The sequence below is a fragment of the Nodosilinea sp. AN01ver1 genome (assembly GCF_050565655.1).
GTDB lineage: Bacteria > Cyanobacteriota > Cyanobacteriia > Phormidesmidales > Phormidesmidaceae > Nodosilinea.
The window spans coordinates 1-19,424 of sequence record NZ_JBNXVS010000044.1; the positions used below are offsets into that span (position 1 = coordinate 1).

Annotated in this window: 13 protein-coding genes and 1 pseudogene; 4 read left to right on the plus strand and 10 right to left on the minus strand. The window is 51.0% G+C overall.

Annotation, left to right across the window (positions count from 1 at the left end):
- Positions 1–123: 123 nt before the first annotated feature.
- From ACQ4N7_RS24295 to ACQ4N7_RS24325, 7 genes are all read right to left on the minus strand, one after another.
- Positions 124–456 carry a hypothetical protein gene (locus ACQ4N7_RS24295; protein ID WP_430714032.1) on the minus strand — a complete coding sequence of 111 codons (333 nt, stop codon included), beginning with the start codon at positions 454–456 and terminating at the stop codon, positions 124–126.
- 169 nt (positions 457–625) lie between these two features.
- Positions 626–1,996 (minus strand): restriction endonuclease subunit S, encoded by a 1,371-nt coding sequence (locus ACQ4N7_RS24300; RefSeq protein WP_430714033.1) that lies wholly within the window; start codon positions 1,994–1,996, stop codon positions 626–628.
- Positions 1,997–2,071: 75 nt separating this feature from the next.
- Positions 2,072–2,509: a type II toxin-antitoxin system death-on-curing family toxin gene (locus ACQ4N7_RS24305; protein WP_430714034.1), complete on the minus strand. Its 438-nt coding sequence runs from the start codon at positions 2,507–2,509 to the stop codon at positions 2,072–2,074.
- Between the two features lie 3 nt (positions 2,510–2,512).
- Complete coding sequence (locus tag ACQ4N7_RS24310) at positions 2,513–3,526, minus strand: DNA-binding protein (RefSeq protein WP_430714035.1); 1,014 nt, start codon at positions 3,524–3,526, stop codon at positions 2,513–2,515.
- 28 nt (positions 3,527–3,554) lie between these two features.
- The gene (locus ACQ4N7_RS24315; RefSeq protein ID WP_430714036.1) at positions 3,555–5,771 is read right to left on the minus strand and encodes a type I restriction-modification system subunit M; all 2,217 of its coding nucleotides are present in this window, start codon (positions 5,769–5,771) and stop codon (positions 3,555–3,557) included.
- Between the two features lie 152 nt (positions 5,772–5,923).
- The gene (locus ACQ4N7_RS24320; RefSeq protein WP_430714037.1) at positions 5,924–6,394 is read right to left on the minus strand and encodes a GIY-YIG nuclease family protein; all 471 of its coding nucleotides are present in this window, start codon (positions 6,392–6,394) and stop codon (positions 5,924–5,926) included.
- A 27-nt stretch (positions 6,395–6,421) separates the two neighbouring features.
- Positions 6,422–8,974, minus strand: coding sequence for a GmrSD restriction endonuclease domain-containing protein (locus ACQ4N7_RS24325; protein WP_430714038.1), 2,553 nt, complete (start codon positions 8,972–8,974; stop codon positions 6,422–6,424).
- An 808-nt stretch (positions 8,975–9,782) separates the two neighbouring features.
- On the opposite strand from ACQ4N7_RS24325, the gene ACQ4N7_RS24330 reads away from it, so the two are divergent.
- The 3 genes from ACQ4N7_RS24330 (at position 9,783) to ACQ4N7_RS24340 (ending at position 12,195) form a co-directional block, all read left to right on the plus strand.
- Positions 9,783–9,983, plus strand: a complete 201-nt coding sequence (locus ACQ4N7_RS24330; protein WP_430714039.1) for a ribbon-helix-helix domain-containing protein — start codon at positions 9,783–9,785, stop codon at positions 9,981–9,983.
- Positions 9,984–10,378: 395 nt separating this feature from the next.
- Positions 10,379–10,537 carry a hypothetical protein gene (locus ACQ4N7_RS24335; protein WP_430714040.1) on the plus strand — a complete coding sequence of 53 codons (159 nt, stop codon included), beginning with the start codon at positions 10,379–10,381 and terminating at the stop codon, positions 10,535–10,537.
- A 239-nt stretch (positions 10,538–10,776) separates the two neighbouring features.
- On the plus strand, positions 10,777–12,195 hold the full coding sequence (locus ACQ4N7_RS24340) for a recombinase family protein (protein ID WP_430714041.1): 1,419 nt from the start codon (positions 10,777–10,779) through the stop codon (positions 12,193–12,195).
- Here the strand turns inward: ACQ4N7_RS24340 and ACQ4N7_RS24345 are convergent.
- The gene (locus tag ACQ4N7_RS24345) at positions 12,132–15,251 is read right to left on the minus strand and encodes a plasmid replication protein, CyRepA1 family (RefSeq protein ID WP_430714042.1); all 3,120 of its coding nucleotides are present in this window, start codon (positions 15,249–15,251) and stop codon (positions 12,132–12,134) included. The two genes, ACQ4N7_RS24340 and ACQ4N7_RS24345, sit on opposite strands and share 64 nt — an antisense overlap.
- A gap of 121 nt (positions 15,252–15,372) precedes the next feature.
- Positions 15,373–16,167, minus strand: a pseudogene (locus tag ACQ4N7_RS24350) (Rieske 2Fe-2S domain-containing protein); the annotation flags it as partial.
- Positions 16,168–16,836: 669 nt separating this feature from the next.
- Here ACQ4N7_RS24350 and ACQ4N7_RS24355 point away from each other — a divergent pair.
- Positions 16,837–18,807 (plus strand): diguanylate cyclase domain-containing protein, encoded by a 1,971-nt coding sequence (locus tag ACQ4N7_RS24355; RefSeq protein WP_430714043.1) that lies wholly within the window; start codon positions 16,837–16,839, stop codon positions 18,805–18,807.
- Positions 18,808–18,851: 44 nt separating this feature from the next.
- On the opposite strand, the gene ACQ4N7_RS24360 is transcribed toward ACQ4N7_RS24355, so the two are convergent.
- Entirely contained in the window at positions 18,852–19,421 is a 570-nt protein-coding gene (locus ACQ4N7_RS24360) for a hypothetical protein (RefSeq protein ID WP_430714044.1), read from the minus strand.
- Positions 19,422–19,424 lie beyond the last annotated feature (3 nt).

Sequence of the window (19,424 nt, forward strand, 5' to 3'; positions counted from 1 at the left end):
GCCCCTTGCTCTTCAGGGTCGATCTCCGGCAGGTTTGGCTCTGGACGTGGCTGTATCGTCATGCCCCTTATGCTACAAACTTTTGCCCCATTCCCAGTAGGTCAGCTTTGTTGCGGTGACTAATTACGTCGGCGTTTCTATCACTTCTATCATTGATAGCTTTGTCATTGAGGTGATTTCCTGACGGTCTTGCTGTAAGTCTTGTGTGATTGCCTCAAAGTCAGCATCGCCCTTAAACATGCCGCCATACTTAAGCCAGGGGTTTTCGCTGACTGGTGCTGGCATGGACAGGGAAACGATCTCTGCACCAGCGAGGCGCTTTGCTAGAAGCCGTTGAATCTCTTTGAGGGCTGTAACTCGATCGCTGGCTTTTACCTGAAACGAGGGCAATTCAAGAACAGTTGCGGTGGTTTGCCCATCGGTAGAAGGTTCAATCAGAATATTCCAATTTGTCATGATGGGTTCCCTGCCTGGGTATTGCTTATAGCTTACTAGAATCGGCGAGATATATGCCACAGATGCTACATACAGCGTCTTTGCAGCTCATGACTTCATCGCTGGAGTAGCTCAGATGCCTGGGGAATGTTGAATATCGGGTTGGGGCCACGACCAGCCTGTGTGGTGGTCATCGGTTGGCCTCTGCTGGGATGGGGGCGGGTAGTTTGAGATCGCGCACGTCGATTTTGCCGGTGACGGCGTTGGTGATAAGGGCAGTTCGGTATTCTCGGAGTTTTGCGATAGCCTGAAAGATTTGAGTATTTTGTTCTTCAAGAGCCTCTATCTCTCGATCTAAAAATCTCGAAATGGCTTCTTGTTCAGACAATGGAGGTTTTGGAAAGCGGTAAAGCCTCAGTTTTTCCCCTGTCAGGTGTGGAATTGTATTTGGATTTCCTCCAGCCAAAAACACTCCTAGACTAGCTGCCCAAAACATTGTATAGAAGAGAAATCGGGGTGATTCTTCTACAGACAGAGCCCTTAAACGGTGTAGTGCCTTTTGAAAGGCTAATAAGTCTTCTGTTTCAGGAACGATTGCAGTTCTACCAACTTCGCCTCCTTCACAGATGAGAAGGTCTCCTGACCGAATCAAGTAGCGTACGTATTCATGAGAGCGAATATCCATTTCTGGCAGGTCATGCAAATTGATAACATCCCATTGGACATCAACATTCCTTAAATATGGCACGAGGTAGTCACCTGTGATGCGCCCCTCGTGCAACATTTTTCCAAGCTCGATTGAATATCGGGCATATAAAGGTGGAGTATCCCAATGTGCGGGTATTTCACCGAGCCAGTCGATGCCGGAGTCTTTCATGGGGACGGTGAGATCTAGCCCTTTGGTCACGGCTTGGCTAATGAGAGCCGTGCGCTTTTCCGCTAGCTTTCCCAGCAGCGCCTCTTTTTTGGCAATCAACGCATCGATCTGTGCTGTCTTGTAGTCGAGGAAAGTTGCGATTTGGTGCTGTTCTTTTAAGGAAGGAAGGGGAGCAATGAGTTCAGAAAGAATTCCAATATTAACTACTCCCATAGTACCGCCTCTGCTCAGTCTATCAAATTGAAAAAATGATATACTACTCGAGAGTAGGATGCCGAAATATTTTGAAAGAACGCTGCTGTGGTCAGGCCTCAGTTTAATCAGTCGTGGATTTATAATCCCTTTTTCAGCATTTTTAGGAACTACAGCGACCTTGCCAAAAGTGCCAACACAACTGACCAAAAGGTCTCCTGGAAGAACTGTATAGCGCTCCATTTCGCTATATTTTTCACTCGCCACATAGTAATCGCCAATAGTGAAGTCATTAGCTATAACTTGTTCTTGGCCATAGATTTTGTAACCTGAGGGGGCATACATATCCTTAGTTAAGGATGAACCAAAGGGGCCAGCAACTATCTCTTGGCATAAGAACTTAATTCGTTGGACTTCCCAATGCGCCGGAATCCTCCCCAGCCATTCAACCCCAGACTCCTTATATTCTGAGTACGCCAAATATCCGCCCATTACATCGCTCCCTTTGTAGGGTGGGCACTGCCCACCAAATAACCAATATTCCAATTCCTAGATTGGTCAGCGCTACTACTCCATCACCGCCAAAGCCAACTTTAACTTCAAAACTTCGCTGTAGTCTTCTTCAAAAAGCATCGACTCAACCAGCTCCCCCAGCAAATCTTTATCGATTTTCCCTTCCGCTAACCACACCGCAACATTTTCCATCTCTAGCACAAACTTTTTAATCAAAAAATCATAGCCATTTAGCTCTAGCAAGTAAGCCCCCAGCACAATGCTCGATCGTTTGTTGCCATCGGTGAAAGCGTGAAATTTGTTCACGGCAAACACGAGATGAGTGAGTTTGTGATGCAGCTCAGGGTAGTAGAGGTCATTTTGCACATGCTGTAGAGCGCTTTCTAGCAGACCAAGATTATTGACCCCAGGCAGCCCACCCGAATTTTCAATAATCCAGTCGTGTTCTTTAAGCGCATAGTCAATATCAAAATAAAAGAACTGCTCAGTCATGCCCTAGCGATCCTTCAGGCGCTTAAACACCGCCAAAATCTCTGGATCGGATAGCTGCTGTTCTAAAGACCGACTGGCCTCGCCCAAAAACTTCTCAAAATCGCTCTCGGGCACGCTCTGAATGTAGGCCTCTAGCTTTTGGTGCAGCGCATCTCTAAAACCCAAGTCGCGGCTGGCCATTTTGACCCGAGCATCTTCAATGATGGGCTTAAGAAACGGGTTAGTCTCTGCTGCATTAAATAGCGCATCCACCTCCGCCAGTTTTAGCTTGCGGCCTAATTGTTCAGACTGAGCCTGCATCTGGGCTGCTATGCCATTTTCAACACTGGCAATCGCTTTAAGCACCTCGGCATACATGGTGTCGCGGGCACTATCTTTTTTGCTGAGGCTCAAAATTTGCTTGTATTCTTGGGCATTTTCGCAAAACACCAGCTGATACACCTTATTGGTGTAAATACCGTACTTAACCTTGCCCATTTCCAAATAGTTGTCGAGGGCATCGGTAAACGCCTTGCGGTAATTGAACTCCTGGTAGGCAGCAGGTAAATAGTTACCATCGCGCTGGTTGATGTACTTGGTATGCCCCCCAGTTCGCTCCGCCATCACATCGATGACGATATCTAAAATGCGAGAGCGAATGGCGCGGGCGCGATCGCTCTCCACCAGCACCATCGCCATATTCAGCGTTGCCCGGAAGGTGAAGACCCCTAGGGCAGGCGATTTGTTACCGTAATCAATTACGGAGACATCCATCAAACCCTTGAATTCTCGTAGCTTTGCCCCCCGCAGCACCCTGTAGCCATTGGTGCTAAGCTCGTCGCTATGGCTCGCTAGGTACTTCTCAATGGTGCTCTCGCTGACCCCAAACAGTTCTACCAGCTGCTGCTTGGTAAACAGCAGCTCCTCCTCATAGTAGGTGCCCCCTAGTCCCAGGTGCTCCTCCAGTGTCTCTAGGGCGTAGCGGTTGTTTAAGATGTTTTGCCGGTCTAAGGGCGATGTCGTTAAGTCTTTGGCCATCGTTTGCCTCCCGTAAATACTTCATTCATCAGACGATCGCCCCCAGCATCTTCACGATATCCGCTTCTAAGGTTTTGATATCGGCCTCAATCTCGTGCAGGGGGCGCGGCGGCTGATACACATAGAAATGCCGATTCAGCGGTATTTCGTAGCCCACCTTGGTTTTGCTATGGTCGATCCAGGCATCGGGCACATGGGGCAACACCTCAGCCTTCAGGTAGGCCTCGCAGTGGTCGCGTACTAGCGCGAGTAGGTCATCGTGACCAGTCTCACCGTCATAGCCCAGGGGTAGCGGTAGAGCAATATCCTTCGGCAAGGGCACAATCTCAGTATCGCGCAGGTCACTGTTGGGTTCGGGGTTGCCGTTTCTGTCGCAGCACACCTCTGCGGCGGGGTCGGCTTCACTCAGCGCCGCCAAAATCGCCTTTTGCACTGGGGCGGGTAGTTTCAGGTTTGCCGCCTTCAGTGCCCCCGTCAGCACCTTGAGAAAGGCGGGGCGCGCGGTATAGAGGGTGTTGCCTTCCAGCAACCCTAGCACCGTCAGAATAGACTGTTGCAGGGCTTCCCCCGCTTTAATGTCTGCCTTGGCAGCCTTATCATCTTTGCGCTTTTTGGTAGTGGCTAGGTTTTGAAAGGCCCGCTGTTGCCAGAGTCGCTCTATTCGCTCTGGGCTGGCTTGGAAGTTTAGCCGCAGGGGCCGCTCCACGGTCATTTTGAGAAAGCCAAACTCCCGATTGTCAAAAATCTTGGAGCAGATGCGGGTTTCGAGCTTGTTTTCCACCTTGACCTGGCTAGTAGCCTCGTGCCCAAACTCGCTGTAGAGGCGCACCAACTCGGCAATATCGTCTTCGGATAGCTCATTGCGTTTGTTGCCCAGGCTTTTTTTCATCTTCTGAACGTGACGCGAGCCGTCGATGAGCTGCACTTTGCCCTTACGGTGCTCGGGCTTTTTGTTGGTTACCAGCCAAATGTAGGTGTAGATACCGGTGTTGTAAAACATTTGGTCGGGCAGGGCCACCACCGCTGCCAGCCAGTCGTTCTCGATGATCCAGCGGCGAATGTTGCTCTCCCCGCTGCCGGCATCCCCCGTAAACAGGGGCGATCCGTTGAAGACAATGGCAATTTTGGAACCGTCGCCCCCCTCGTCTGGGGCTGGGCGCATTTTGGAGCTCATGTGCTGCAAAAACAGCAAGGAACCGTCGTTGATCCGGGGTAAACCGGCCCCAAAGCGACCGTTAAAGCCCTGCTCCTCAGCTTCCTCTTTAACAAAGTCTTCCTCAGGCTTCCACTCCACCCCAAAGGGTGGGTTCGCCAGCATGTAGTGAAACTGCTTATCGGCGTGGCCATCGTGGGGCACAAAGTTGTTGGCCCGGTTCCTAGCCCCCTTCACCCCCAAGGTGTCACCGAAGACCAGGTTGTTAATGGGCTCATCCTTAATCAGCAGGTCAGAGCAGCAGATAGCGTAGGATTCGGGGTTGTACTCCTGGCCAAACAGCTCCAGGTTGGCGTCGGGGTTCTGCCGCTTGATGTGCTCTTCCGACACCGAAAGCATGCCCCCCGTCCCGGCGGTAGGGTCATAGATGCTTTTGTAGATGCCCGGTTTAAAGACATCTTCTTCGTCACAGAACATCAGGTTCACCATCAGACGAATCACCTCACGTGGGGTGAAGTGGTCCCCAGCCTCTTCGTTGGCCTGTTCATTGAACTTCCGCACCAGCTCCTCAAACACATAGCCCATGGCCAAGCTAGAGAGCCGTCCTGGGGAGAGGTCAATCTCGGGCTTACAAAACTCTTTGATGATCAGAAATAGCCGGTTGTTCTCATCCAGCTTTTGGATTTCGTTCTCAAACTCGAACTTCTCGAAGATGTCGCGGGCGCGGGGCGAAAAGCCATTGATGTAGTTGACCAGGTTGCTGGCGATGCCTTCGGTATCCCCCAGCAGTTTCTGGAAGGTCCACTTGCTAGTGTTGTAGAGAGGTTGCGATCGATCTTCCCCAATAGCCACCTTTGACAGGGCTTTCTCCAGAGCTTGCCCTTCGAAGCCCTTAGCCTCTAGCCGCTCTTTTTCCCTCAAAACGGCGTCTTTGGTTGGTTCCAGGACACAGTCCAGACGGCGCAGCACAATTAGCGGCAGCATAACCCGCCGGTACTGGGGCGGACGGTAAGGCCCTCGCAGCTTGTCGGCGATACTCCAGATAAATCCAATCAGGTCTTGATGCTGAGTCGTCGGTTGGGTCGATTGCATGGAGCAGGTGTCGTTCCAAGGTTTGCGTAGCTACTTATTCTAAGCACTGAGGCGCTATCAGCCTTGAAATCGTGATTGTTTTTGGCTTTCGGGCGATGCCCCAATCTCTATAGCATTTGGCAAACAGCTTATGCGGAGCTGCCGACAGCCATTTATCCAAGACAAAGCTGTCCCATCCACTTATCCTGTTTTTCCAAAGACCAGCCTAAAGCAGCCGCAATCTGACGCATTTTATTCTGACTTGGCTTTTCATACGACTTTCCTGGAGTAACACAGTAACCAGAAATTTTTCCATAGCTGTCGATCTTCAATTTGGGAAGTTGAATATTTAGATCTGGCTCCAAAATAGCTATCCATAAGGCCTCACAGGTATCCATTACCTTGTCAGATGAAATAACGTTTCTGTAAAGGATGCTATATGGGTCGATATGCTCAAGAATAAATGCTTTAGTGGGGCGTTTGATCCCATGCTCCTGATACCGGATCTCGATACACTTGCTCTGCCCTACATAGGTTTTGTCATCCTCGCAGAACAAGCAATATATCCCGTTGTGAACCAGATTAAATCCAAAGTCATTTAGAGGAATCGTTTCCTCGACACGCCGTTTCTGGAACCTTTTCATAAGTGCGTCCTCTAAGTTCCAGGAATCTTATGCTGCTTCTACTAAATCACTGTGTTTTTCAAACGCCTGCTGAATCAGGGCCATCACATCATTTAGCTGAGCCATTGAATCGAAACCAATTTCAACATCACCATTGCCCCAACGGCCTAGGTCAGTCACATCCCGGCATAGTCCCTTAGGATCATTGATCTCATCGAACTTCATGTTTAGGCTCAACCGTAGCCTACTGCGTTGGGGCACAACATCCACAAAGTTGGTTGAGGTCTTGTAGGCAATGTAGAGCTTCTTGAACTCCTCTCGCACCGAGGGGTCCAAATTCAAAATACGCTTCCTTAGAGCCTCAAATAGCTCACCCATTTCCCCTTGCAGGTACTCTGCATGACGGCTGCGTTCTGTCTCAGCTACCAACTCCTGGGCTAGAGCTGGCTGATGATAGTTCATGTAGCTGCTTGAATTCCAGCCCTTAAACACCTGGTAGGCATAGCGAATGGCCGATAGCCATGCTTCCAGAAAATCCTGTGGTAGTTGAACCTGGCTATTCCAACTAATTGTCGCCAGGTAAATGGTCTTATCGCCCGACCAGCGCTGCGAAAAGGCTTCCCGCTTCTCAATGACGATGCCCTCACACGTCTGGTTCTCTTCAATATCTAGGGCAAATAGTGCCTCCATTCCCCCAGCCTTTCGGCGAAAACGCAGCACCAACCACTGCCCTAGGGTGACGGAAAGGGCGTCGTTATCGCTACGCCCAGTAATTGCTAGGATGTGCTCTATCTTGTCGTAGCCAATCTGATCGACCACTTCCTGAATATATTGCTTAGCCGCCTGTAGGTCTTCTTCGCGAGGAAAGATTTGCGCCAAAATATCGGCGACGTCCGGCTCTTGTGTTGCCACTTCCACATCAGGATAGGTCCAAATCTGTACGGCCCACTCCGCCAGCTTGGCTGCTCTATCTTTAATTTCAGTTTCATCCCATTTTTCGATCTGCCCCAGCCCCTGGTTCAGAAACAGAGGACTGACCTTGAATCCACAGGCCATATCTCGCTTTTCCTGGAAGGGGCGATCGCTATATTCCGGGTTGTAGCCGGTCAGAGTCAGGTTACCAATGGTATGAAGGTACTTGGCCTGGACTTCCTTCCACTGCTCTCCCAGGTCCGACCGCCACGCTTCAGACAGCCGAGGATTCTGGGGCAGAATATGCTCGATGGTGTAATTTTCGGGGTCGGCCAACTCCTTCGGCCGCTGGTGGTTCTCCAATTTCCGTAGCAGGTAGGAACGGCTGCGGAAGTTATAGATGTCCTTGACCACAAACTCCTGGCGAAACTCTTGATCAGAAGGGAAGCGCTTATAGCTGTCCTTCCGGACAAAAGCCAGCTTGATGCTTTCAAGATAGTGCTCCCGGTCGATCTCTCGCCCTAAGTTGGCAAAGGTCTTGTTCATGGAGTTGGTGGGGATACCACAAATGACCCGCCGGAATACATAGCTCTCCACCAGCCTGAGTACCTGAATGAACTCCTCCTTGGAGAGAGTATTTTGGGAATAGTCTTCGTACACCTCTAGCAGAAACGGGTAAGACACCTCCACCCGCAGGGTATTGATATCCTGTAGCGCTCGGTTGATGTCTGGGTCAGATTCCTGACCTAAAGCCAGTCTGGCGTAGTACTTGGAGTAACGATAGACGTCTGCCATGATGTCGGCTACGGGTACCCCACTCTGCTTGTCTATGTAAGCTTTGAAGCTGTTGTAGACATCCCGAATGTTTGGGATTGTTCCGACTCGAGATTTCAGCGTCAAATAGTCCCGCATAAAGCGGTCAAACTGACCTGATTGCTCCGCCCCACCAAAAGTCTCCTCCATGGGGTACCAGTAGCGGTTGTAGACCTCCTCTTGCTCCCGTGTAGGCAGCCCCATTAGCACGTAATTGCGAATCAGGTCTGCCTGAGAGAGATCCAGTCCTGTGGAATTGAGGCTCTCAAAAATCAGCTGGGGGTTGTCGCGATCGCGATCAAGGGAGATATTGACGATAATCAGCTTTCCGAGCCCCTGGTACAGAGTGTTCAGGTCTACACCACCTCTGCGAATCTGGCTCTCAAAGTACTGGTAGTTCTCAAGAACGCGCTTTGAGGCTTCCTTGGGCAACTCCCGTTCCTCTATCAGTCGAATAAACGTTTCGCGATCGCCCTGAGTCAGCGAGAGCTTGTAGCGATCATCTCCCTCCTCCTCATTGTTGAAAAGGAAATAGTTTTCAAGCTTGCGCCGGGTAATCTCTAAGTCTTCTTCTGCCGAAGCACCGATCGCTTTACCTAAGGCCGATAGCAGCAACGAAATTGTCGTGAGCCGCTGCTGGCCATCAATCACCAGTAACTGGGGCACCGAGGCTACCTGATAAAGCCCTGCCTCGATATAGACAATAGAGCCCACGAAATGCCCAGAGACGTCCTCGTCCTGTGCCACCCGGATGATGTCAGTCCAGAGTTGCTGACATTGCTTCAGCGTCCAGCTGTAGGTTCGTTGATAGATGGGGATAACGAACTGATTGGGCTGTTTGAGGAACTTGAGCAGGTTGACTTCGGTGGCTTTCATGAGGCGGCTTTAGAGATCTGGGAGTGTAACCAGGGCACTGCAATAGATTGCCCACCATCTTGACCAAGTCAGTCAACTACTAGACTGGAATGTTGTCAATCAACTCTAAAGCAACACAAAACAAGAGGGACTAGAGCTTGCGACCTAATCCCTCCCTTGTTACCTGCGGCTTCCTTGCAGAAGCCCCGAGCAACCAATACAGCATTCTTATTTGTCCAGATTCTCCCGTCGTAACTGCCGGAATGGCTCTATTGTACCCAGTCCTTCCTTGACCCGTCGGGTCTAGTCCTTTCTCACATCTAGATTAGGGGCTGTCCCTGTTCCCACCTCCCACCTTGATTCCGTCAACGCCGCCGTCCGTGCCGCAATAATTTCCTGAGGGGTAGGGTCGGCAGAGGGCAAATGTTTCATCAATCTCTGGGCTGCATCTGGGCTTTAATTCTTCAAATCCAACACCATCGCCAAGGCCGCATCCGAGAGTAGTTGCCTAAACTGCTCCATCGCCTGCTGCTGAAACTGGGGAGCCGCATGCCACAGCTTGGCTAGCTCTGCCTGGTTGGAGTCCTCTTGTGAATTTGAGAAAGCTGCTTCAATGCGTTTTTCTGAATATTGTCTACTCAATTGAAAAAGCTTTCATGGTTACTTGCAACGATCTACAACAAGATGGTAGCATTTTAGTGCTTATTTAGGCACTAGTCAGATACTTAAAAAGCACATTGACTCGGGTGCAAGGATCAGCAGCTGTCTCTAAAGGTTTGCCTAAGTGCTCAAGGCGTAAGATAGGAGCGTGTAATCAGTGCCTGAACTTGTGAGCAAGCGTTATAACATCACCCTGCCAGACGGCATCGCCCAGGTACTCGAACACTGGGCCCAAATCGAGAACAATAAGCCGTCTACTCTAGCGGCTTTCTTGGTTGAGCGTGCCGTCCGAGAAACGATGGAGCAGGGTAAGGTGCCTCAACCCTGGGAGATCGAGGGCATTGATGCGCAGAAGCAAGGTTTAGAGTAAATACGCTTTTAAATTCCTACGGCTGAGAGTGCAGAATCAGCACTCTCGCATCACATCGACGGGAAATAGTGTCATTAACTTTGGCAAGTCAACCCAATGAAGGGCTACGTCTCGGATTTCCTGGCCTTTGTATAAGTAAAGTTTCTGAAGTACGGCATTTTTGTCGTTAAGGGGGCTTCCCTATGCTGACGATGCCATTACTCAAGACTTTACATTCGGGCAAATATTTTTGCCCAAAGCAAGACACTTGTATTACTATGACAACAGTTCAATCCGACCCCATAGTCAAATACGCTCGGTCAACCTAAACAAGGAGCCCGGCCCTAGATGCGCTCGCCTTCAGAGAGGCAGCGCCAGAGGGATCGGCTCCTTTGTTGTTTTTAGGAAGACCACCTATGGCTCAGAAGACTAAAACAGTGAGACTGCCCGTTTACTTGATCGACAAAGTTGAGATCGTTTTGGGTAAAGACGGAACCTTTAGCAGCGCTATACGAGAAGGCCTGAATCTCTGGCTAGATCTGCATTTCAAACAAATAGCTCAACAGTCAGAGTAGTTTCATTGCCAGAACTAACTAGACGATCAACAAAAAAGAGCCGCTAACGGCTCTCAATGTAGTTTTCTAAATTTCCTCATGACACATTCTAACATTTCCCGGAAAGGGCCGCCTGCCGCTGCCCCACTGGTGGAGTTTGCATTCCATCGTACGAAAAAGACGCTAAAGCTCTCCTCTCTTGCCAAAGAGGTCATATACCGTCGCCTAACAGAACTTCAGGCACAGAAGGAGGGAGGTCAATGAACAGCAATCTATCCCTTCAAGCCGATCTTGTACCTGCTATTAGGAGTGACTCTAACGTCAATAAAAGTCATACGCACCCAATAGCAGGCTCTATGCTAATTCTTGGATATGCGAGAGTTTCGACCAAACATCTTTCTCAAGCCACTTCGATACCCAATCAGGTGGCTAGGCTCGAAGCTTACGGCTGCCATAAGGTCTGGAAGGAAAGAGCTTCAAGCGGTGATAGCGATCGCTCTGAGTTCCAAGATATGATTGCCTATGCTATGAAGGCAGCCAAATCTCAGTCAGTTTGTATTGTTGTAAGCGAAAGAGAGCGGCTTTGGAGAAACCTTGAAGAACAAATGATTGTTCTTCAGCATTTATACGATCACGGAATAGAATTCCATGATTTAGCAGGGAAAATCGAAATTCATGAGCCAGAGGGACGATTAACAACTCATATTCTAGGGGCAGCCGCAGAGTTTCAACGTAACCTCACAATTAAGAAGGTTAAACGTCAGAAAGCTGAAGCTCGAGACCAGGGACTACCTCTAGGAAAGCCTCCTTTCGGATACCAATTAAGTGACGATAAGCGTCAATTAGAGCCAGATCCAAATACATGGAATATTGCAAAAGAAATTGTAAATAGGTACTTGCAAGGGGAAGGGCTCCATAGAATTTCTTCCTGGCTCTTGAAAACCCACGGAATCAAAAGGGATCGGGCTAGCATCAGTCGCTGGCTTGATTCTCCAAAAATTAGCGGGCATCAAAGATACATCATCACTGAGAAAGACGGTACTTGTGAGAAGTGGGTATATAACACTCACAAAGCTTTAGTTACTCCTGAGATTGAAAAGTCCATCATTCAACGCAAAAAAAATAACAAGGCTCATTGTGGAAATAATCAGCCGCTCTATGCTGTTTCGGGAATTGTCCATTGTAAGTCATGCGAAGTCGGTATCAACTGGTCGAATCAGAAGGAGTTCAGGTATGGAAGGTGTAAGGGGAAATTTCCCAAAAAATGCCCTCATAGCGGTACTGTTAGGGCTGATAGAGTAGAGCAGGCAATTATTACTGCGATTTGTCTTAGAGCCGATGAAATCGCAGAGGCTATCTTACCTCCTAAAGGAGATAGACCGGATCCAGAGATTTTAAAGTTGGAACAGCAGATTCAAAAGAAAAAGCAGTTTCACAAAGAAAATGGTGGAGATGGCCTTGAGCAAGATATCTGGAAACTTGAAACAGAATTAGCCCACATGCGTAACCAGATTGATGCACGGCATCAAAATAATGAGCGCAATAATGAAGTTATCCAGATGCTAGCCCAACCCACATTTTGGGATGGCATGAGTGAGCAAGATAGGAATCTGATTTATAAGGACTTGGGTATCGTTGTTTGGGTTAGGGGAAGAGAAATCGTAAGCGTTGAGCTTTGAACCCTATCATGACTATTGGGGATTGGAGCGAGTACTTTGCTGCCAGTGTTTTTTTGATCAGAGATAATAGACTGAAATGTGCTGTCTTGCTTGGTTTCTAGCCTGTCACACACCCCCCATAATTTATTACTAACAAGGGGGGTATGTGACAGGCCCTGTTCTTCCTCACGACGCTGACGTCTTCGCTGTAGGATAGCCAAAGACTCTCGCATAACCTCGACATCCAGTTGATAATATCGGGTCACTCTACCATCCTTACGGACTTGCTTAGACTGGGTCTTAAGCCCCAATTGGCGTAAGAGCATCCCCAGCATTGCGGTCGCGCTCATATCTTCTCGCAGTTGTATACCCAGCTGGTGCTTAACCACCTTGCGGTAGCGGAGGGCTTTTTCCTTGAAGTCTTTCAAATCTTCCAAACACCACTTCGTGCCTGGGGATATGAAATTTGTCAATCCAAGTTGTTCCCGACAAAAGCGTTTGAGGCTTTCCACTGAGAAATCCCAAGGAGTTAGCATCCCATCACTTTTAGCTTGCTGATTCAATATCTTAAGATCCCTATCATTAGCCACGTCCTCATCTAGCAGAGCTTCCAAACGGCTTAGTTCTAACCGTCTTATTCCACCATCATCGGCTAAAACAAAATCGGCGGTTACCTTCTCAAAGGGGACAGCATAGAAATGGGCAATTTTCCACTTCTCCAAAGCTAATCTTTCTTCTGGCTGCAAATTTTCAGATTCAGCTAGTCTAGCAGCTTCAGCATCGGTTAGATTGATAGAGTTTGCTATCGCATGTGCCTGTTCGGCATTCAGATTCTGAGTGGCTTGCCTCAAAATTTTCTGTGTTTCTGAATCGCTCTCAACATCGAGTACTCTAACTTGATGCCTTAGGCTCAATAGACGAACTTTGAGAGCCGCGCGTAAATTCAGCATCGAACTATTACGACTTGCTTCAAGTCGGCACCATAGGTCTATATTGGGGTTTTCCCATGGGTAGTCTGTTATTTTTTCTTTGGCAGCAGTTGTAAGCTGATGCTGCAATATTATTGCAGTCGCAGTTGTCTGCTCATGCAGTTTTTTCTTTAAAATTCTTGGACTTGTCTCCTTGCCGATGGGGCTAAATGCCTGTCCTCTACTCTTACACCAAATAGTTCGAGGAACAGTATTGCGAACTCTGGAAAGTGCTTGCAACATATCGGCATCAGTAGAACTGGCCCCGTAGAAAACCCCAAAAACCTTATCAAAGTGATTGCTTTCAATCGATACTCCTGTAGCCATACTAGGAGTAGTAATTACGATATCGAATGAGACCAAATTCTCATCTGGCTTCTGGATAAATTCCTGCTCTATATCTCCACCGCTGGTCTCTGAATTAATGATCAAAACTCGCTTGCCCATGCATTCAAGGTTGTCAATCAATTTCTTGATTCTCTTGGAACTCTTCAAGCTATCTGTGGCTATAAACAGTTTCTTGCCCTGTACTGCATCTTGCAAAATTCTTGCTGTTATCACCGACGCGTTGGGGCATTGAACGAATTCAACTTCCCATCCTGCAGGCTTATAGTTGTTTCTTAAAAGGAAAGCCTTTGAGCCTTCCCCTCTTAATCTTTCAAAATATTTGATAATGTCATTTGACAAATCAGCGTCAGCAATAATTACTCTTTTAGCTACTTTGACAAGAGCTTCTAGCCTTTTAAGGAGTGGCCCTCGCATTCCGTCTCGGCTACAAGTATTACTTGTCAGAAGGTGCCTTATTACCTGACAAGCTTCATCAATTACTAAATTTCCTTCTTCAAAATTCTGAGGATTAAATAGCGGATGAAGAAGACTGTCAACACAGGTGCCTACTTTGAGAGAGTAAAAAGCTTCTCCATTTTTGATCGCATTACTATTAGCCCAATCTAAGTCACCTCGGTAAACAAGATTCAGTCGCTCGCAAAGATTGCGCATGAGTGCAATCCTATGTCCTGCGAGTAGAGTCGTATCTTCATCTTTCAAGAGATTGTTGATCGTTTTTGTCTTGCCAGTTCCCATGGCGCTGGAAATTGCTATGATTCCTTCGTCTGGAATGCTTTCTGGAGCAATATGCTCAAGGGTAGGCATATTTACTACAATATCTGGCATGCGGGTTAGTTGATGGTCAAGAGCTAATTTGGCTTGAAATTCTAGGAATTCCCATGATTGATTGATCGCGCTAACAACGCCTTCTTGACCCTGAGATACAAGAAGGTCATCAATTCCTTTGCCAAACTCCGAGAGCCATTCAACTACTCTGACTTCTACGAATCCTTTTTTCAGTAGGTACCCTAGCTTGAGAATGGCACCTTGAACTCCATATTGTTTTTGGGGCTCAACTTCTTGGTCGAAAACAATATGGAACGTCCTATCTTGTATGGCGAAAAGTTCAATCTCAGGGATCAACAATGAATTGATAGGCTTACCCAAGCGGTCTTTGGTGCGATATCCGCTACGAATGCCTGGAATACCTATTGCAGCGAATCCCAGCGACAACAGTGCCCCTGCTTTCTTTTCCCCCTCTGTGAGACAAACAATTACTTGAGGATTATCCCTAACCCAAAGCCAAAATTCGCCGTCGAGTGTTTCAAGATCATCCCTCTTGAATTCCTCACTATCAGAGTCAAAAGCTTTACTAGAGCGCTTTTGGCAGAAAGCATCAAAACGTTTGCCGTACTCTTTTTGCAGTCCTGCTCTTTTAGCTACTTTGAAACCAATTCTCCAAGGAACCTTGAAGAAAGTCGCTCGATTTGCACCTCCTCGTGGTGATTCATACTTAACTATTTTGTCTGGTTTCTTGTAATCCTTACGGGGATGATCGGGCTTAAACCGAACCCAGGCCATTGGATTACAATCATCTAGCGGGTCCACGCCCTGAACAAGCCAGCCTCCTTCTGCCACGCATTTGTAAGAATCAAGCGCTTGTCGCACCTTGGACGTACAGTACTGGGCTGAATGGCCACCAAGCCCATCTAAGTAATCACCAATGAGGACCTCGTAGACCTCTTCGCCCTCAATACTTGAAATGTTGGCGGCTGTCAGCAATGGATCAACACCGCTGCCATGGATCCATTCAGCCCAATGGTGCGGCTGAATATGGTTTGGAATATTGGCTGTGCTTTGACTGAAGTAAAAGTTTCACGGGCTGTTTTGTCCGTAAGACTTAGACCACGGTCAGGGTGCGGCCAAACTGCTGGGAGGTGAGGTCGTGGTACATCAGCGCCGGAGCAATAAAGGTCGTGTGCTGGGTGCCCAGCTTGCCCTTGCGGGGGCCTTCGGGCCACAGCCCGCGAAACCCTTGCTTACCCGACTCCACCACGTCCATTTCCATCGGGGCGGCATTTTCACGCTTGCCCACGGTTTTGTGGTGGGTGTAGGGAATGTGGCTGGCGTCCAGCACGTTTTCGAGCAGGGTGAGGGCGTCGTAGGGCAGATCGCGAAAGGTGTTGAGCACCACCCAGCCGTCGGGCTCTTCATCGACGGGGCCAACGATGGGCACCTCCACCTGGGGCGCGTTTTCGGCCTGGCCGGGGTAGACAAAGAGCAGGCCCTGGGCGATCGCGGTCGGCATTGACCCCGCACAGGCTCGCGCCGACTGGTTACCCTGGCCGTTGATTTGCTGCTGGGGAATGTGAGTGCAGGTGCCGTCGCCCGCAAAGGCCCAGCCGTGGTAAGGGCACTCTAGCTCGCCAGCCTCGTTGATGCGCCCCTCCGACAGGGGGGCGAGGCGGTGGGGGCACCTGTCTTCAAACACTCGCCAGCTCTGACCATTAGCATCCCACCAGATCACAATGCCCCGCTCCAGCAGCGTAAACCGGGTGGGGGTAGCCGGATCTAGATCGTCGAGATAGGCGACGGGGTACCAGGCCTCGGCCCAGTCAAACCGGGCCGGGTCGGGGCCACCAGCGGCCAGAGGGACGGCAGAACCCGCAGACTGAGGGGCGATCGCAACGGTGGTCATGGCTAATACCTGACGGTTCATCTCTTTACATTCTGCAACATTTTCCCGTCGGGCAGCAGGGCGGTAGGGTTACTCTGAATACCGTCGAATCTAAACCACTGCAAGAGAATAGACCGTGCGGTTGCCCGCCTGCCCGCAGCCGGGGTCAAAGCATTGGACTAGCTTAAGGGGCGTTACGGGTTCTAGCGGGCTGGATCGATTTCAGCCGGCCACAACGACAGCGTAATTTGAGAGCTCAGTAGCCCTACTCAAGCTTTTTAAGGCATTAAGCGCTAATTTAGAGCTAAATATTCTGATTATTGGCAAATTGAGCCTCAGGTTGCCTCAGTTTTTGGGGTAGGGTAAGGCAAACTAAGGGGGCACTCGTGGTCAATCTTATGAGCTAGCGTGAGTCAACCTTGGCCAGGGCTTGAGGCCAAGGCGTTGGGCGTAGCAGCTATATACTGGGATTCCGCCAAAATCTAGAGACAAGTCTAGAGAGACGGGTTTGCTGCGCGGCTCGCTAGCCTCTGGTACTGCCCTCAATAGCAGCAGGCCCATCAGGTATCTGGGTGTTGATCATTTACCTCTCGCTGTGTCTCAAGAATGACGCACCACCTTCCACCCCAACCGGCTATCAGCGAAGCCACAATCTTATCGACAGTAGCCGCTGTCTGTGATGCAGCTGCTTTGGCCTACGATCTAGACCTGTTTCTACAGCAGGTGGTAGACACACTGCGGCCGCTGCTCGACACCGACCGGGTCTTGGTCTACCAGTTTTTGCCCGACCAAGATGGCATCGTTGCCGCCGAGTCGGTCGGGGCAGACTGGTTACCCCTGCGGGGGCAGCTGATCTACGATCCCTGTTTTGAGAACGGCTGGGGCGATCGCTACCGCCAGGGCCACGTTGGCGTCGTCACCGATGTGCAGCACGACGATCTCGAACCCTGCTACGCCGATTTGCTCACCCGTCTGCAGGTGCAGGCCAAGCTGGCGGTGCCGATCTTGGCCGGTTCACAGCTGTGGGCGCTGCTGATTGTGCATTGCTGCGGCAGCCCCTGCAACTGGCATCAATCGAGCCACGAGTTGCTCAGACACGTGGCTCGACAGGTCGGCCAGACCATTTACCAGAACGAGCTGGAGCGACAGCTGGCCCGGCAGCACCAAACCCGCCCGGCCCTGGAGCAGACCGAGCAGCTGTTTCAGCTGTTTACCGACCACGTCGATCAGCTTCTGTTTATTCGCGATGCGGTGTCGGGGCAGTTTTTGTACGTCAACGCCGCCTTTGAACGAATTTGGGAGCAGCCCCTCGCTGGTCTGTACGACGATCCCAGTCTCTGGCTGCGCCAGATTCATCCCGACGATTTGCCTCAGGTGCTAGCCTCGGTAGGACGCCAGTTTGAAGGCAATTCGGTGCGGCGAGAGTACCGCATTGTGCGCCCCAGCGGCAGGGTGCGCTGGATTGAGGCCCACGTGCGGGTGGTCGAAGACGATCAGGGGCAGCCTCGCTACATGGTGGGCTGGGCCGAAGACTGCACCGAGCACCGAGAGCTACAGGCCCACCTGAGAGCTACCGAGGCCACCCTGAGCCGCCGGGTGGGGCAAGAGCAACTGCTGCGGATGCTAACCGCCCGCATGCGCGAATCCCTCGACTTTGAAACTATTTTGAGTGCTGCGGTAGCCGGCATTAAGACCGTATTTAACGCTGACCGCGCGGTGATTTTTGAAATTCTGGCCGACGGCAACCGGCGCATTGCCCAGCAGGCCACCCACCCCAGCTACATCACCGTTACCGACGCCATGATTCCGCCGGGGCCGCTGTCGCCTGACTACCTGGAAAGACTGCGCACTGGCCAGCCCTACATTGTCAACGATGTAGATACGGCCATTTGGTCGTCCGAAATTATGGCCTTTCTCAACAGCATTATGGTCAAGTCGGCCATGATTGCCCCCATTACCCATCCCTTTGGGGGCGATCGCCATCCGGTGTGGGGCATTTTGGTGGTGCATGCCTGCGGCGAAAATCGCCAGTGGCAGCCCTTTGAGGCCAACATGCTGCAGCACTTTGCCGACCAGCTCACCACCGCGCTGCACCAGGCCGAGCTATACCGGCAGCTGCAGGCCGCTAACCAGGAGCTCGATCGCATTGCCAAGGTCGATAGCCTCACCCAGCTCGCCAACCGCCGCTGGCTCGACGAATACCTGAACCAGGAGTGGCAGCGGCTGGCTCGGGAGCGCAAACCCCTCAGCGTGGTGCTGGCCGATGTCGATTTTTTCAAACCCTACAACGACACCTACGGCCACGCCGCAGGCGACCAGTGCCTGATCGATATTGCCAGCGCCATTAGCCACGGCGTTCGTCGCCCGGCCGATCTGGCAGCCCGCTACGGCGGCGAAGAATTTGCCCTGGTGCTGCCCGACACCGACAGTGCCGGGGCCATTCGCGTAGTGCAGATGGTGCGTCACCACCTGCAAATTCTGGCTTTGCCCCACGGCGCTAGCCCCAGCAGTCCGACGATCACCCTCAGCTTTGGCATTGCCACGCTAGTGCCGACCCCTGGTAACCCAGCAGAGAGCATTTTGGCGGCGGCAGACCAGGCGCTCTACGCCGCCAAAGATGCCGGGCGCAACCAGTACCAGGTGTTTCAGCGGCGACCCTGACCGCCAGGGAAAACCGACGGGCTCCCAGCGAAGGCGTTAGGCCGTCAGCCCAGGGGCCTGACCAACAGCAGATATCCCAACACCAGCAGCACTACCGCTGTGCCTAGAATGCCTTGACTGACCCTAGAGCCGAGCCGGGGCAGCAGGTAGGCGGTGGCCACCAGCACCAGCACCAGTTCCAGGGTTGCGCCCAGCCGCCCGAAGTGGTCAACATCCCAGTAGGACACGGGGCTGATAAAACGCACGGAGCTAAGGGGCCAGAAGTGGCGATGGGCGTCGTCGTGGTGCAGGGGCAGATCGGCCAGGTGGTGCAGCACCATGCTGGCTCCCACGAACCCCAGCCAGTGCCGCTTGAGGGAGTAGCCCAGCGCGATCGCCCCCAGCCCCAGCGGCATCGAGTTGCCAACGGCAAAAATATCCTGCCAGGGCTGGCTGTAGTAGGCCGTGCTCCAGATCGTTTGCTCGGGCAGGCCCTGCCACCGGGCCCAGGCGTAGAATACAAACAGCGCCGCGTCGGGAATTAGCGCGCCGATTAAAATTGGCCAGGTCATCGCCGGAGAAACGGGGCGACGCAGCACGGCCAGGTTGAGAATCAGGTGACTGGGAGTATTCATGGG